The sequence below is a fragment of the Stenotrophomonas sp. NPDC077659 genome (assembly GCF_050268705.1).
GTDB lineage: Bacteria > Pseudomonadota > Gammaproteobacteria > Xanthomonadales > Xanthomonadaceae > Stenotrophomonas.
The window spans coordinates 1-15,174 of record NZ_JBNNHG010000089.1 but is presented as its reverse complement, the minus strand read 5'-3'; the positions used below and the strand labels follow the sequence as shown (position 1 = coordinate 15,174).

The window sequence follows — 15,174 nt, the reverse complement described above, 5'->3', positions numbered from 1 at the left end:
ATGGTGCCGCGGTCGAACGAGTAGTGCTCGTCGATGTTGCGGTTGTGGCGCGCGGCATGGTGGCCGAGAACAGGGCCACCTGGCGCTGTTCCGGCAGCTTCTTCAGCACGGCTTCGACGTCGTCGATGAAGCCCATGCGCAGCATTTCATCGGCTTCGTCCAGCACCAGGGTCTTCAGCTCGGACAGGTCCAGCGTGCTGCGGTCCAGGTGGTCGATCACGCGGCCGGGGGTACCTACCACGATGTGCACGCCGCGGCGCAGGGCCGACAGCTGCTGGCCGTAGGGCTGGCCGCCGTACACCGGCAGCACGCGGAAGCCGGGGATCTTCGACGAATAGGACTGGAACGCCTCTGCGACCTGGATGGCCAGTTCGCGGGTCGGCGCCAGGATCAGCGCCTGGGGCTTGATCTGCTGCAGGTCGATGTTGGACAGTACGGGCAGCGCGAACGCTGCGGTCTTGCCGGTACCGGTCTGCGCCTGGCCCAGCACGTCGCGGCCTTCCAGCATCGCCGGAATGGTGGCGGCCTGGATCGGCGACGGGGTTTCATAGCCGATGGCGCTGACGGCCTGCATGACGGGCTCGGACAGGCCGAGCTGCGCGAACTGCAGCGGCGCTTGGGAATCTTGGGACATGGGAAACTCCAAAGGCACGGCCATCTGCATGGCAGTGCGATAAAAAAGGGATGGTCCGCGCTTTGGGCGCCCTTCTTATCGCGTGCCCTGGCGCTGCTCGGTCGGAGGAGAATTCACTCACTCAGAGCGGAATGATACCGCACTATTCCTGAACCAGGCGTACAGGAAACCATTCGCATCCCCTTCGGGCCTACGCTGGCGCACAATACGCCACCTTCCCGCCCGCTCCCAGGACACGCTTTACCATGCAGATCCTCGAATTCGACCTCGACGGCGACTACGTCGAACTCAAGCAGCTGCTCAAGCTGGCCGATCTGGTCACCAGCGGCGGCGAGGCCAAAGTGGTCATCAGTGATGGCCAGGTACGGGTGGATGGCCAGATCGAGCTGCGCAAGGCCTGCAAGATCCGCGCGGGCCAGGTTGTCGAATTCGCAGACAGCCAGATCCGGGTGCTGGCGGCCGGCTGAACCGGTTCAGGCCACCCGCTGGGTCAGGTGCGAGGCGATCAGCTGCCTGAACGGCGCCACGCCCTGTGCCACCCGCAAGCCTGCCGCGCGCAGCAGGCGCGCCGGCCGGCGGTCGTCGGTGTACAGGCTGGCGATGGCGTTGGTGGCCTCATACAGTGGCCGCGATGCCAGCCGGTGGCTGCGCTGGTAGCCGGCAAGCATGCCAGCGGCGGCGATGTCCGCCCCCCGCCGCTGCTGCGCCAGGACGCCCTGCGCCAGGCGCTGAGCGCTGGCCAGGCCCAGGTTGAATCCATGTGCGGTAACCGGGTGCATGCCCACCGCCGCATCGCCGATCAGTGCCGAACGCTGGCCGGCAAAGCGATGCGCGTACACCCCCACCAGCGGATAGGCCTGCGGGATGGCCGCCGGCCGCATCTGTCCCAGGCGGTGTTCGAAACACGCCGTGATGGCCTCGCCGAAGCTCACCTCGTCCATCGCCAGCAGATCCTCGATCTGCCGGGGCGGCAAGGTGACGACCGCCGAAGCCTGGCCTTCGTTGAGCGGCAGCAGCGCCATGGTGCGGCCGTAGCCGAACCACTCCCATGCGGTGTGGTGATGGTCGCGCTCGACCTGCATGCGGCACACCAGCATCGACTTGCCGAAGTCACGCATCTGCGCGCCGATGCCGAGCATGCGACGCGTGGCCGAAAAGCGGCTGTCGGCAGCGACGAGCAGGCGGGCATGCAGCGTGCTGCCGTCATCGAGCGTGACCACGTGACCCTGCGCGTCGGCCTGCACGGCCTGCACCTTGCGGCCGTCGAACAGCTCCAGCCCGTCCTGGCCCTGCACCGCCTCCCACGCCGCTCGCCGGATAAGGTGGTTGGGCACCAGCCAACCAAGGGGCTGGCCATCGCGCTGGCCACTGGCAAACGTGAGAGCGAAGGGCGATGCGCCGTTCATCACCCGCGCATCGCGCAGCTCGGCGATCTCGGCCTCCGGCAAGCGCGGCCACAGGCCGAGCTGCTCCAGGCTCTGCCGGGAGGCATGGGTCAGGGCGATCTCGCGGCCATCGAAGGCCGCCTGGGCCAGCGCCTGGCGCGGCTGCGCCTCGACCAGACCCACCTGCAGGCCGCTGCCGGCAAGTGCACGCGCAAAGCACAGGCCCGCTGGGCCCGCGCCGACCACCACCACGTCCATCCTGCGCATCCGCGCCTCCCGCCATTGTTCCAGTCCGCCCAGCATAGCGCCACGCACGTGACTGGCCTTGATCTGGATCAGGCAGCGCGCGGTTCAGAGCAGCGCGAACACCAGCCGGAGGATGGCCATGATCGACACCAGCCAGACCAGGCTGCGCACGTAGGGCACGCCGGCCGCATACAACGGCAGGTAGACCACACGTGCCCAGAAATACACCTGGGCGGCGACCACGGTGGTGTCGCTGCTGCGCCCGGCCACCACCACCGCGACGGCGGCGGCGGCGAAGAACGGGAACGTCTCGAAGAAGTTGGCCTGCGCCCGCTGCAACCGGCCCGCCAGGGGACTCAGAGGCACCTGCGGCGCATCACGCGCCGACGCGTTCCACTTCATCCCACGCTCGCGGGTGACCACGGTGGACGCGGCGAAGATGTAGACGAAGCCAAGCAGCATCGCCCAGGCCAACATGCTCAGTTCGGTGGCCATCACCGTTCTCCGTCAGGGTGCGGACGCGCGCAGGCTGTAGCCGGCCAGGCGCCAGGTCTGGTCTTCGTCGAAACGGAACGACACCAGTTCGCGCACCGGCTGCGCACTGTTGGCGAATCGGGTCGGGAAACTGACATTGATGTACAGCCCTTCGGGCACCGCGGCGCCGGCAGCATACTTGACCCGGGTGATGATCGGCTGGCCGCGGCCGTTCATGGCGCCCAGGCGGGCGCGATCGGCGGCCAGCTGGCTGACGAACGCCGCCTTGGGCACCGCGCGGCGCGCCACGGCCGAGGCACCGTCCCACAGTTCACCGGCACGGTTGCTGTCGACCAGTTGCGCAGCCTTCAGTGCCGCAGCGCTCATGTCCGCGTCCTGCTTCTGCACCTGCGCCTGCTGCGCCGGCGTCAGTGCCGGGGCCGCCGACGCGGCGGTGGCCGGCTTGGCTGCCGCCGGGGTGCTCGGTGCCGGTCGCGCCGGTGCAGGGGCAGGCGTCGCCGGTGCAGGGGCTTGCGCCAGTGCCGTCAGCGGCAGCAGGGACAACAGCAGGAACTTCGGCAAACGCACGCGTTTCATGGACACCGCCGGTTCAAGGGTAAGAACCGCAGTCTACTGCAGCGCGGTGAGTACCTCGTCAGCGCGCGGGCGTGCTGGCTTCCACCGCAGCGGCATCGCCCGGCGGCTGCTCGGCGACCGGCGGTTTCTCCGGCGGTGCGGGTGGCAGCGTGGCCACATCGATTTCCGACAGCGGGCTTTCTTCCGGGCACACTGCATCAGGGAACCCGAAGCGCTGCTTCAGTGCCTGGCCGCAGCTGTTGATCGATTCCATGTCGGCGCCTTCGCGCTTGCACTGCTGGTCGAAGGCCACCAGAAACGCATCCTTGCGCTGCACGAAATCATCACCGCAGGCACGCATCTGCTTGATCCGCTCCAGATCGTCCTGCACCGCATTGGTACCATCCAGGCCGAACTGCCGCAGTTCGTCGGGGCTGAGCAGGCGCAGGCTGCGGTTGGGCACGGTCATCATCAGGTCGGCCACGCCCACCGCCACGCCGTTGCGCTGCAGATAGTCCTTCACGTTGTCGTAGACCTCGTGCAGCTCGCGGTTGAGCTCGGCGCGCGAGGTCGCCTTGGAGCTGATGCGCATCATGCGGTGGATACCCACCTTGCCCGACAGCAGCCGGTTGTCGCCGGCCGCCAGCACGAACACGCAGGCACTGTGGCAGATGGAACCTTCCCGTACCCAGATGGTCCAGCCGGATTCGCCGATGCTGTCGCCGGCCACGATGGCCGATTCGACCTGGCCGCCGCTGGAATCGAGGTCAAGGATGCGCTTGTGGATCTTCAATGCATCGGCCACCACAGCCAGCCGCCACATCATCTCGGCAAAGCCCGGATTGATCTTGCCCTGGTAGCGCACGCGCAGCAGCCCGCGCTCGGCGCAGGGCAGCATGGCCTGCTGGATCTGCTCGCGCTGCAGGCCTTCCAGCGCCACGCCATCCCCGCTGTCGCCGGCGTAGTCGGTGCCACAGCTGAGCCAGGCCTGGCCGTTTTCCAGCTGCGCCTGCGGCCACGCCCGATCCGCACGGCTGCGCGGCGGTGCCACCGTCGGCAGCGGCGCATCGGCGGCATTGATGGACACCATGTTCTCGCCATCGCTGGCCGGTGCCCGCGTCGCCTTGTCAGCGGCCGTCACGTTGCCAGGGTTCTCCAGCTGGCTGCAGCCCGCCAAGGCCAGGCACAACAGGGGCAACCAGCGGAATCTGACGGACATCGGGCAACCGGTCTTCACGGGAACAAGGCTCCCAGTCTACCTGCCCCTGCCGCGCATTCAGCATGTGCTTCTGAACCCTTTCTGACCCTGTGGGCACCATCCACGCATGGCGTGGATCTACCAAGCGGACCCGATTCAGCGTGCCGACCAACGGTCGGCACCCACCAACAGCTGCGACCCGCTGTCGAAGGCGGGGTGGCAGGGGCGTGAGCGCCATGCATGGCGCGACCGAGGCTACACGGACGTACTTGCGCCGTCCCCTGCCGCTGGACCCGCCCCGCCATCCCACGGAACGCAGGCTTTTGCTTTTGCCGTTGACGTTGCGGGTGCAGGGCTGCAAGCCCTGCCTAAACCCCACCCAACATCCATGTCCGAATCCGGCGAGTATCTCCACCCGCCGCGTCCTAGACTGGCGCCATGGACACCGCCCCCGCCCTCGACCACGCCACCTGCGACCGCGCCCGCCTGGCCCGTGATGGACGCTTCGACGGGGTGTTCTTCACTGCCGTGCGCAGCACCGGCATCTATTGCCGCCCGGTCTGCCCGGCACCGCCCCCCAAGCCACGCAACATTTCCTACTACCCCACCGCCGCCGCAGCCGCGGCCGCCGGCTATCGGCCCTGCCTGCGCTGCCGCCCCGAGCTGGCCCCGCAGGCACAGCAGGCCCTGGCCGGGCAGACCCTGCAGCGCGCCCTGGCCCTCATCCACGGCGGCTTCCTGCAGGACCAGGCCGTGGCCGGACTTGCCGCCAAGCTCGGCGTCAGCGCGCGCCAGCTGCAACGCGTGTTCGTCGAGCACCTGGGTGCCACGCCGGGGCAGATCCACGCCACCCATCGCCTGTTGCTGGCCAAGCAACTGCTGACCGAAACCACCCTGCCGGTGACCGATGTCGCCCTGGCCGCCGGCTACAACAGCCTGCGGCGCTTCAACACCGCCTTCCTGCAGGGCTGCGGCATCGCGCCTACCGCGCTGCGCCGCCAGCACGCGCCCTCTGCCGCCGACGATGGCAGCCTGGTCCTGCGCCTGGGCTATCGCCCCCCGCTGGACTTTCCACGCATGCTGGCCTTCCTGCGCAAGCGCAGCCTGCCGGGCATCGAACTGATCAGCGATGACAGCTACCAGCGCGTGCTCGGCACGCCCGAACGCCCCACCCTGCTGCGGGTGACCGCCGACCCGAAGCGGCACGAACTGCGCCTGCAGCTGGGTGCGGCCGATCCCCGGCTGATTCCAGAGATCGTGCGCCGTGTGCGCCGGGTGTTCGACCTCGACGCCGACCTGCAGCAGGTACACGCCGCCCTGGCCGAAGAACCGCTGCTGGCACGCGGCATCGCCGAGCGCCCTGGCCTGCGTGTGCCCGGCGGCTGGGACGGGTTTGAAGTCGCCGTGCGTGCCGTGCTCGGCCAGCAGGTATCGGTCGCGGCCGCGACCACCTTCGCGCGCCGCCTGGTCGATGCCTGGGGTGCGCACCTGCCCGGCATGCCCGCCGAATTCGACCGCCAGTTCCCCGCTGCGGAAGTGCTGGCTGAAGCACCGCTTGAATCCATCGGTTTGCCTCGCACGCGTGCGGCGACGGTGCGTGCGCTGGCGGCAGCCTGTGCCAGCGGCGAACTGGATTTCGGCCCCGGCCAGGCGCTGGAGGATTTCGTCACCCGCTGCGTGGCCCTGCCCGGCATCGGGCCGTGGACGGCGCAGTACATCGCCCTGCGTGGCCTGGGCCAACCCGACGCCTTTCCTGCCGGTGACCTGGTACTGCAGCAGGTGCTGGGCCATGCGCAGGGCCAGCGCCTGAGCGAACGCGCCACCGAGGCACGCTCGCAACCGTGGCGCCCGTGGCGCGCCTATGCCGTGCTGCACCTGTGGCACCTGTCCGGTACGTTTGTTGGAGAACCGGCATGACCCTGTTGTTTGATCGTTTCGACAGCCCTATCGGCGAGCTGACCATCGCCGGTGACGAACGGGGGCTGGCCCATGTGCTGTTTCCCGAGAACCGCCACCCGGCCCGTGGCCGGGCTGACTGGCGGTATGCCCCAGGCGCGCTGCCGGAAGCACGCCAGCAGCTGCTGCAGTTCCTGCACGGCGAGCGCAGCACCTTCGATCTGGCACTTGCGCCGCACGGCACGCCCTTCCAGCTGCGGGTGTGGCATGCGCTGGCACTGATTCCCTTCGGCCAGACCTGGAGTTATCTGCGGCTGGCGCAGCACCTGGGCCAGCCGACGGCGACGCGCGCGGTGGGGGCCGCCAACGGCCGCAATCCGTTGCCGATCATCCTGCCGTGCCATCGGGTGATCGGCAGCAAGGGTGCCCTGACCGGGTTTGGGGGTGGGCTGGAAACCAAAGCCGCCCTGCTGCGGCTGGAGCAGCGGCAGGCACCGTTGTTTGCGTGAGGGTTGAGTGGCTGTTGGCAGGCGTCGACCTTGGTCGACACGCCGTGGCCGCATAAGGAAAAATGCGTGGACACGGCGCGCTTTCCCGCGCCGTGTCTTTGGTACGTCATTGCGCCCGCTTATGATGTCTGGATGACTTCCGTACGCCTGAGCTGCTCGCTGGCGTTGCTGCTGCCCCTGGTGGCCTGCACGACCACGCCCCTTTCGTCCGCGCCGGTCGCGCGCACCGACGCGCCGCCGCCGAAGCTGCTGCTGATCTCCATCGACGGCCTGCGGGCCGATGCGCTGGACCGCGGATTGACTCCGAACCTGCAGCGCATCATCGACACCGGCGTGCGTGCCCGCTGGATGACGCCGTCCTATCCGTCGCTGACCTTCCCCAACCACTACACCCTCGTCACCGGCCTGCGCCCTGACCACCACGGCATCGTCAACAACAGCATGGACGATGCACAGCTCGGGCGCTTCACCCTGCGCGACCGCGATGCGGTGACCAGCAGCGCCTGGTGGGGCGGCGAACCGATCTGGGTCGGCGCCGAGAAAGTGGGCGTTCGTACCGCGACCACCTCGTGGCCGGGCAGCGAGGCCGAAATCCAGGGCACCCGCCCCAGCAAGTGGCGGGTATATGACAGCAATGAACCACTGCAGCAGCGCGCACGCACGGTACTGGAATGGCTGGCGCAGACCGATGCCGACGCACCGCGGCTGACCACGCTGTACATGGAGAACGTGGATCACGCCGGCCACAGCTACGGGCCGGATTCGACCGAGTACCACGATGCGATCATGCAGGCCGACCAGATCATCGGCCAGGTGCTCGATGGCCTGGATGCCGGCGGGCTGGCGGCCACCACCAACGTCATCGTGGTCTCCGACCACGGCATGGCCAGCGTGGCCGAAGGCCATGTGGTGTCCACCGAATCGATGGCCGATCCGTCCATTGCACGCAATGTCAGCCAGGGCCAGTCGGTCGGCTTCGCGCCCGTGGCCGGCCGCGAAGCCCAGGCCGAGCGCGCCCTGCTGGGTCGCCACGCGCACTACGAGTGCTGGAAGAAGGAAGCGCTGCCGGCGCGCTGGCACTACGGCAGCAACCCGCGTGTGCCGCCCATCGTCTGCCAGATGGATGAGGGCTGGGATGCGCTGCACGCCGAGCGCATCGCCAAGCGCGACCGGCAGGAACGCGGCTCGCACGGCTTCGACAATGCCCTGCCCTCGATGCGCGCGGTGTTCGTGGCGCGTGGCCCGTCGTTCCGGCAGGGGCTGGTGATCGATGGCTTCGACAATGTCGATGTCTATCCGCTGCTGGCAGAACTGCTGCAGGTGCCTGCCGCGCCGAATGATGGCAATGCCGAAACGTTGCGGAAGGCCCTGCGCTGAGCCGCAACGGCCGCCGGGCACGGCCCGGCGCTACTGCATGGGTTGGCCGCAGGGCCATGCCCGGCGAGCGCAGCGGCAGGAATGCCGGGCACAAAAAAACGCGGCGCCAAGCGCCGCGTTTTTCTTTGGACGTTCTACCCGGCCGGATCAGGCCTTGGCAGCAGTCTTCTTCGCCACGGCCTTCTTGGCCGGAGCCTTGGCCACGGTCTTCTTGGCAACCGGGGCACCGGCGCCTACAGCGACCTTGCTCGCGGTGTGCGAACGGGCGTTGCCGTAGCTGGCATTGTAGCGCTTGCCCTTGGCGGTCTTGCGGTCACCCTTACCCATGTCTTCAACTCCTCAAGTATGAAATCTGGTTACCCCGTACTGACACGGGTTCGGCGGGGCCGCCTTGCTGGGCGCCCCCGCGCACGATCAGAAAGCCTATCACGACGCGCCTAGTGCGCGCAGCTGGCGTCGTGAACGTGGACGTGGTTGAGCCGAAGGTTGACCAGATGGGCCACGCCCACCAGCAGGCCGCCGAGGGTCATCACCACCGCATGCGGCACGGCATTGTGATGCAACGCGTCGACCAGCACGCCCGCCCACAGAGCGACCAGGCCCGGCAGCAGGAAAGCCAACGCGCGCAGTGCGCGGTGGCGGCGGTAGCCCATGACCAGGCTGAACAGCCCGAGCAGGGTCACGAACACCACCAGCGTCATCTCCACGCCATCGCTCAGCCAGAACGACACGCCCAATGAAGGCGCGATCGCCAGCAGCACCGGGATGACCGCGCAGTGCACGGCGCACAGCAGCGAACCAGTGGCACCGAAGCGGTCGAGCAGGCGGCGGAAGGAGGAGGACAGGGACATGACTTCCAGCAGGGTCGGCGAATCGTTATGGAATAATATAACATCCTTCCCCGACCCGCACGGTTTCCCTCCCCCTGTCCCACGACGGGATACGTGCTCCACCCTATTGATACAATGTAACAAAGGAAGCGCCAAATGCCCTCTCACCCCCTTCGTTTCAAACCACATTCCCTCGCCTTGGCCCTCGCCGCCCTGCTGCCGTCGGCCGCCTTCGCCGCGGCCGACCCGGACACCCATCGTGACCGCCACCTGACCGAGTTGTCGTCGGTGCAGGTGACCGCCTCGCCGCTGCAGGGCGATGCCGAGTCGCTGGCGCGCCCGGTGGACGTGCTGGCCGGTGAGCGCCTGGACGAGCAGAAGGCCGGCACTCTGGGCGACACCGTGGCCAAGCTGCCCGGCGTGCAGAGCACGTTCTTCGGCCCGGGCGTGGGCCGCCCGATCATCCGCGGCCAGGAAGGCCCGCGCGTGGCCGTGCTGTCCAACGGCATGGGCAACATGGACGCTTCCACCGTCAGCGCCGATCATGCCACCAGCATCGAACCATTCCTGGCCGACCAGGTCGAAGTGCTGAAGGGCCCGGCCACCCTGCTGTTCGGCAGCGGCGCCATCGGCGGCGCGGTGAACGTGGTCGACGGCCGCATTGCCCGTGAGCTGCCGGACCGCCCTCTCAGCGGCCGCGCCGAAGTGCGTGGCAATTCGGTCAACGACGAACGCAGCGGCATGTTCCGCCTCGACGGCGTCAGCGGCAACGTCGTGCTGCACGTCGATGGCCTGGTGCGCAACGGCGATGACTACCGCATCCCCGGCTACGCGGTGATCGACAGCCTGGAAGACCACCACGACAACCACGACCACGCAGGCGAGGAAGGCGAAGAGCCGCGCCGCGGCCGCCTGGACAACAGTTCCATCCGCACCCGCGCCGGCGGCGTCGGTGCCACCTGGCTGGGCGAAGGCGGTTACTTCGGCGTGTCGGCCAGCACCTACCGCACCAACTACGGCATCCCCAACGGCGCCCACGTGCATGCCGACGGCGATGACCACGACCATGATCACGACCATGATCACGACCACGACCATGGCGACGAGGAAGAAGGTGATGAGCACGACGTGCGCATCGACATGGTGCAGAACCGCTTCGAGACCAAGGCCGGCATCTACAACCCGCTGTCGTTCCTGAAGAACGTCAACGCGCGCGTGGCCTACACCGATTACGAGCACGTGGAACTGGAAGCCGGCACGCCGTCCACCCGCTTCACCAACCGCGGCATCGAAACCCGGCTGGAAGCGGTGCAGCAGCAGATCGGCGGCTGGGATGGCGCCTTCGGCGTGCAGTTCGGCAACAGCGATTTCGGCGCCAAGGGTGAAGAAGCCTTCGTGCCGGACACCAATACAAAGAACGTCGGTCTGTTCGTGCTGCAGGAAAAGCAGTTCGGCCCGTTCAAGCTGGAACTGGGCGGCCGCCACGACCAGGTCAAGCTGGACCCGACCGGCGATTACCGCCATCGCAAGTTCGACGCCACCAACCTGTCCGCGGCCGGCATCTGGAAAATCAACGATACGGTCGACCTGCGTATCGGCGTGGACAGCTCCGAGCGTGCACCGACCAATGAAGAGCTGTACGCGGCCGGCGCGCACATCGCCACCCGTTCGCTGGAAATCGGCGATGCCGACCTGAAGACCGAGCGCGGCCAGCGGGTCGAGCTGGGCATCCACACCCACAGCGAGCGCCTGGATTTCTCGGCCTCGATCTACCAGACGAAGTTCAAGGACTTCATCTACCTGGCCGACACCGGCATCACCGAAAGCCTGCCGGTGCGTACCTGGACGCAGCAGGACGCCGTGTTCAAGGGCGCCGAAGCCGAAGCACTGCTGCACCTGTTCGAAGGCAACGCCGGCGACTGGGACCTGCGCCTGTTCGGTGATTACGTGCAGGCCAAGCTGGATGGCAATGGCAACCGCACACTGGATATCGCCGTGCCGCATGGTGACCACAACCACAACTACAGCGTGGAACTGGCCAACACCGGCTACCTGGCGCGCATCGCCCCGGCCCGCGTCGGCGCCGACCTGCGCTGGGCAAAGGACGGCTGGCGTGCGTCGGTGGGCGCGGTGCGCTACAGCCGCCAGAAGGACGTGGCCCAGAACGAGGAGCCAAGCAACGGTTACACGCTGGTCGATGCGCACTTCGCGTACCGCTGGGACCGCAGCGACAGCAACAGCTACGAGGTGTTCCTGGATGGCAGCAACCTGACCAACCGCGAAGTGCGTCCACACACCTCGCTGCTGCGAGACTACTCGCCGCTGCCGGGCCGTGGTGTCGCCTTCGGCATCCGCGCGTACTTCTGATCGACCAATCCACGCGTGGCGTGGATCTACTGCAGCGTGTCATTCCCCGGGGGCCTTGTGGCCCCCGTTTTTATGGGCGCGCTCCTTCAGGCGCACCTTCACACCATATTTACAAAGATGTGCGTACAGCAACAAACGGACAATCCCGTCACTCACCGCCTCGCCAAACGGACATTCTTGTCCGATAATGAAGCCATGACCACCCAACGTGCCGATGCTGCTGCCCGCCGTGCCCTCATCCTTGATGCCGCCGACCATGTATTCGGCCAACACGGCGTCACCGCGCCACTGGATCTGGTGGTCGAGCGCGCCCAGGTGGGCCGCGCGACCCTGTACCGCAATTTCCCCGACCGCACTGCACTGATCCAGGCGCTGCTGCAGCGGACCGTCGACCGCATCCGCCGCCAGGTGGAACAGCTGGGCGACCGCGACGACGCCCTGTTCGAGGTTTTCGAAGGCATGGCCCAGCGCATCATCGATTCGCCGGCGCTGGCCGATTACTGGCGTGCGGTGGATTCGGACGTGGCCGCCATGCGCATCGCGCGCGAGACCGTGCGCGACCTGCTGGAAGCGCCGATCGCCCGCGCCAAGGCCGCCGGCCTGTGCCGGCCCGACCTGGAAAAGACGGATATTTCACTGATCTCGGGCATGCTGGGTGCGGCCCTGCGTGGCAAGACGCGAGAAGAGCGTGCCCAGCTGGCCGGGCGCGCCCTGCAGCTGCTGCGTGGCGGCCTCCAGGGAGCAGCCAACCAGGGGCGCTGATGGTCCAGCCGTACCTCAAGCCGGTTCCGGACTGGGAGGAACACGAGAAGCCGACCATGCCCGGATCGGCCTCGATGCCCTGGCATCCTCCGTACCGCCGCGTGGCCTACGCGCTGGTCTCGCTGCTGGTGGCCATCACCGGCGGCCTCGGCAATGCGCTGGTCACCGCCAACCTGCCCTTCCTGCAGGGCCAGCTGGCGCTCACGCCCACCCAGGGCAGCTGGCTGGTGGCGGCCTACGCCATGGTCAATGTCACCGCCAACCTGCTGGCCTTCAAGTTCCGCCAGCAGTACGGCATCCGCCTGTTCGCCGAGATCGGCCTGGGCCTGTACGCGGCGCTGGCCGTGCTGCACCTGTTCGTGGGCAGCTTCGAAACCACCCTGCTGACCCGCGCGGCCAGCGGTTTTGCCGGTGCGGCCTGTTCGACGCTGGGCACGCTGTACATGCTGCAGGCGCTGCCGCGGCGGTTCACCGGCAATCTGCTGGTGATTGGTGTCGGCCTGTCGCAGCTGGCGGTGCCCATCGCCTGGATCGTCTCGCCCGCCCTGGTCGATACCGGCCAATGGCACCAACTGTATTCGTTCGAGGCCGGCCTGGCGCTGTGCGCGTTTGCCGCAGTAGTGGTGCTGAAGCTGCCGCCGGGCATGCAGGTCAAGGCGTTCGAGCCGCTGGATTTCCTCACCTTCGCCCTGCTGGCGCCGGCCGTTGCCCTGCTTGTCGTGGTGCTGGCGCAGGGCTACACGCGCTGGTGGATCAACACCCCGTGGCTGGGCTGGGCGCTGGTGGCTTCGATCACGCTGGCCACCACTGCGCTGATCATCGAGCACTACAGGCGCAATCCACTGCTGCAGATCCGCTGGCTGTCGACCCTGCCGGTGCTGCACTTCATCGTCGGCGCGTTCCTGCTGCGCTTCCTCACCACCGAACAGTCCTATGGCGTGGTCAACCTGATGCGCACGCTGGGTATGGGCCCGGACCAGATGCGGCCGCTGTTCGTGGTGATCCTGGCAGGGGTGACCGTCGGTATCGCCGGGGCCTCGCTGACCTTTGGCCCGAAGCGGCTGATCGCGCAGTTGCTGATGGCCATCCTGCTGCTGGGCACCGCCGCGTTCTTCGACCAGAACCGCACCAGCCTGGACCGGCCGCACGACTTCTACATCAGCCAGTTCCTGGCCTCGGTCGGTGCCGGCATGTTCATGGGCCCGCTGATCATGCTGGGCATCTCCGCCGCGCTGAAGCAGGGTGTGGACCACATGATCACCTTCCTGGTCACCCTGTCGATCACCCAGACCCTCGGCGGCCTGGCCGGTTCGGCGGTGCTGGGAACCTTCCAGCTGCATCGCGAGCAGCTGTATTCCAGCGCGATCACCAGCCAGCTCGACCCGGCCGACCCGGTGGTTGCGCAGCGCCTGCGCATCCAGCAGCAGATCTATGCCGCGCAGATCACCGATCCGGTCCTGCGCAGCGCACAGGGCACCGCGCAGCTGGCGACCATCGCCCGCCGCGAAGCCAACGTGCGCGGCTTCAATGATGTATTCACCCTGAGTGGCTGGCTGGCGATCAGCTTCCTGTGCTGGTTGCTGCTGCTCTCGCTGCGCACCGCCGTGCTCAAGCAATGGCACAAGCGCCATCCGCATCCACCGCTCGCGGTCACCACCGCCCCGCCCCACTGAGTCCGCTGCCATGTCTCCTCTCCCGCCCCGCTCCGACAGCGACGCTCCCGACAACGTCAGCCCGCCACCACCAACCGATGCGGCGCCTGCGCCCACGCCTGCCGCGCCAGCGGCGGCCCCGAAGTACCTCAGGCCCAGCGCGCGCAGCGTGGTGGTGATGGTGGTGGTGGCCCTGCTGGGCATCGCGCTGATCCTGCGTGCCTGGAACCTGTGGCCGTTCACCAGCAGCGTGATGGTCACCGACAATGCCTACGTGCGCGGGCAGATCACGGTAATGGCGCCACAGGTGGCCGGCTATGTCACCGAGGTGCTGGTGAAGGACTTCCAGCACGTGAAGAAGGGCGAGCCACTGCTGCGGATCGATGACCGCATCTACGCGCAGAAGGTGGCGCAGGCCGAGGCGACGCTGGACAGTGCACGTGCAGCACTGGCCAATTCGGACCAGTCGCAGGCGCAGAACCGTGCGCAGATCGCTGCGGCACGCGCCACGCTGTCGTCCGGCCAGGCCGAGCTGCAGCGCTCGCGCAACGAAGCCAAACGCTACGACGAGCTGGCCGCGCAGCAGATGGTGTCGATCAACGACCGCGACAAGTTCCGCACGTCGCAGGCGTCGGCCCAGGCCAGCGTGCAGCAGTCGCAGGCGCAGATCCGCATTGCCGAGGAAACCCTGGTGTCGACCCAGGTGGCGCGCAAGAGTCTGGAGGCGCAGGTGGAAAGCGCGCAGGCGCAGCTGGAACTGGCCCGCATCGACCTGGCCAACACGGTCATCCATGCACCGCGCGACGGGCAGATCAGCGAGGCCAGCGTGCGCGTGGGCCAGTACGTGGCTGCCGGCTCCCAGCTGCTGTTCCTGGTACCGGAGGCACTGTGGGTGGTGGCCAACTACAAGGAAGGGCAGACCTGGCAGATGCGTATCGGCCAGCCGGTCACCTTCACGGTGGACGCCTTCCAGGGGCAGGTGCTGCGCGGCCACGTGGAGCAGATCGCGCCAGCGACCGGCTCGGAATTCAGCGTGCTGCGCCCGGACAACGCCAGCGGCAACTTCACCAAGGTGGTGCAGCGGTTGCCGATCCGGATATCGATTGATCCCGGGCAGGTGCTGGCGGCGCGGCTGCGCCCGGGCATGTCGGTGATCGCGCGGGTGGATACGGCGGCGGAGCCGGCACCGAAACCGGGATCCGGGACGGGATCCGGGACGGGGACGGGGACGGGGACGGGGACGGGGACGGGGACGGGGACGGGGACGG

The 15,174-nt window shown here is 67.8% G+C and carries 15 protein-coding genes; 8 read left to right on the top strand and 7 right to left on the bottom strand.

All coding sequences use genetic code 11. From position 1 onward, the window contains the following. A partial coding sequence (locus tag ACQKDV_RS13025) for a DEAD/DEAH box helicase (RefSeq protein WP_427784138.1) occupies positions 1 to 634 on the bottom strand: 634 nt, incomplete at its 3' end. 245 nt (positions 635 to 879) lie between these two features. Here ACQKDV_RS13025 and ACQKDV_RS13020 point away from each other — a divergent pair. Next, entirely contained in the window at positions 880 to 1,101 is a 222-nt protein-coding gene (locus ACQKDV_RS13020) for an RNA-binding S4 domain-containing protein (RefSeq protein WP_427784137.1), read from the top strand. A gap of 6 nt (positions 1,102 to 1,107) precedes the next feature. Here ACQKDV_RS13020 and ubiM read toward each other — a convergent pair whose 3' ends face one another. The 4 genes from ubiM to ACQKDV_RS13000 all read right to left on the bottom strand — a co-directional run bounded on the left by ubiM (position 1,108) and on the right by ACQKDV_RS13000 (position 4,534). Further along, positions 1,108 to 2,286, bottom strand: a complete 1,179-nt coding sequence (ubiM, locus tag ACQKDV_RS13015) for a 5-demethoxyubiquinol-8 5-hydroxylase UbiM (protein ID WP_427784136.1) — start codon at positions 2,284 to 2,286, stop codon at positions 1,108 to 1,110. Positions 2,287 to 2,370: 84 nt separating this feature from the next. Continuing rightward, positions 2,371 to 2,760 carry an MAPEG family protein gene (locus tag ACQKDV_RS13010; RefSeq protein WP_427784135.1) on the bottom strand — a complete coding sequence of 130 codons (390 nt, stop codon included), beginning with the start codon at positions 2,758 to 2,760 and terminating at the stop codon, positions 2,371 to 2,373. A 12-nt stretch (positions 2,761 to 2,772) separates the two neighbouring features. Beyond that, positions 2,773 to 3,336 (bottom strand): DUF4019 domain-containing protein, encoded by a 564-nt coding sequence (locus tag ACQKDV_RS13005; protein ID WP_427784134.1) that lies wholly within the window; start codon positions 3,334 to 3,336, stop codon positions 2,773 to 2,775. Positions 3,337 to 3,394: 58 nt separating this feature from the next. Further along, positions 3,395 to 4,534, bottom strand: a complete 1,140-nt coding sequence (locus ACQKDV_RS13000; RefSeq protein WP_427784133.1) for a hypothetical protein — start codon at positions 4,532 to 4,534, stop codon at positions 3,395 to 3,397. A gap of 417 nt (positions 4,535 to 4,951) precedes the next feature. On the opposite strand from ACQKDV_RS13000, the gene ACQKDV_RS12995 reads away from it, so the two are divergent. The 3 genes from ACQKDV_RS12995 (at position 4,952) to ACQKDV_RS12985 (ending at position 8,295) form a co-directional block, all read left to right on the top strand. Continuing rightward, on the top strand, positions 4,952 to 6,430 hold the full coding sequence (locus tag ACQKDV_RS12995; RefSeq protein ID WP_427784132.1) for an AlkA N-terminal domain-containing protein: 1,479 nt from the start codon (positions 4,952 to 4,954) through the stop codon (positions 6,428 to 6,430). Next, positions 6,427 to 6,918 (top strand): methylated-DNA--[protein]-cysteine S-methyltransferase, encoded by a 492-nt coding sequence (locus tag ACQKDV_RS12990; protein WP_427784131.1) that lies wholly within the window; start codon positions 6,427 to 6,429, stop codon positions 6,916 to 6,918. Before ACQKDV_RS12995 ends, ACQKDV_RS12990 begins: the two co-directional genes overlap by 4 nt. Before the next feature lie 132 nt (positions 6,919 to 7,050). After that, positions 7,051 to 8,295 carry an ectonucleotide pyrophosphatase/phosphodiesterase gene (locus ACQKDV_RS12985; RefSeq protein ID WP_427784130.1) on the top strand — a complete coding sequence of 415 codons (1,245 nt, stop codon included), beginning with the start codon at positions 7,051 to 7,053 and terminating at the stop codon, positions 8,293 to 8,295. A gap of 147 nt (positions 8,296 to 8,442) precedes the next feature. Here the strand turns inward: ACQKDV_RS12985 and ACQKDV_RS12980 are convergent, their stop codons facing one another. Together ACQKDV_RS12980 and ACQKDV_RS12975 are read right to left on the bottom strand one after the other, a co-directional pair. Then, a complete protein-coding gene (locus ACQKDV_RS12980) occupies positions 8,443 to 8,622 on the bottom strand; it encodes a 30S ribosomal protein THX (protein WP_427784129.1) in 180 nt (59 codons plus the stop codon). A gap of 110 nt (positions 8,623 to 8,732) precedes the next feature. Continuing rightward, on the bottom strand, positions 8,733 to 9,146 hold the full coding sequence (locus tag ACQKDV_RS12975) for a MerC domain-containing protein (RefSeq protein ID WP_427784128.1): 414 nt from the start codon (positions 9,144 to 9,146) through the stop codon (positions 8,733 to 8,735). A gap of 135 nt (positions 9,147 to 9,281) precedes the next feature. Here ACQKDV_RS12975 and ACQKDV_RS12970 point away from each other — a divergent pair, with 135 nt between their 5' ends. The 4 genes from ACQKDV_RS12970 to ACQKDV_RS12955 form a co-directional block, all read left to right on the top strand. Continuing rightward, a complete protein-coding gene (locus ACQKDV_RS12970) occupies positions 9,282 to 11,492 on the top strand; it encodes a TonB-dependent receptor (RefSeq protein ID WP_427784127.1) in 2,211 nt (736 codons plus the stop codon). 195 nt (positions 11,493 to 11,687) lie between these two features. Continuing rightward, entirely contained in the window at positions 11,688 to 12,254 is a 567-nt protein-coding gene (locus ACQKDV_RS12965; RefSeq protein WP_108768263.1) for a TetR/AcrR family transcriptional regulator, read from the top strand. Continuing rightward, positions 12,254 to 13,927, top strand: coding sequence for an MFS transporter (locus tag ACQKDV_RS12960; protein WP_427784126.1), 1,674 nt, complete (start codon positions 12,254 to 12,256; stop codon positions 13,925 to 13,927). The genes ACQKDV_RS12965 and ACQKDV_RS12960 overlap by 1 nt, the downstream gene beginning before the upstream one ends. Before the next feature lie 10 nt (positions 13,928 to 13,937). Further along, on the top strand, positions 13,938 to 15,174 hold a 1,237-nt coding region (locus ACQKDV_RS12955; RefSeq protein ID WP_427784125.1), incomplete at its 3' end, for an HlyD family secretion protein.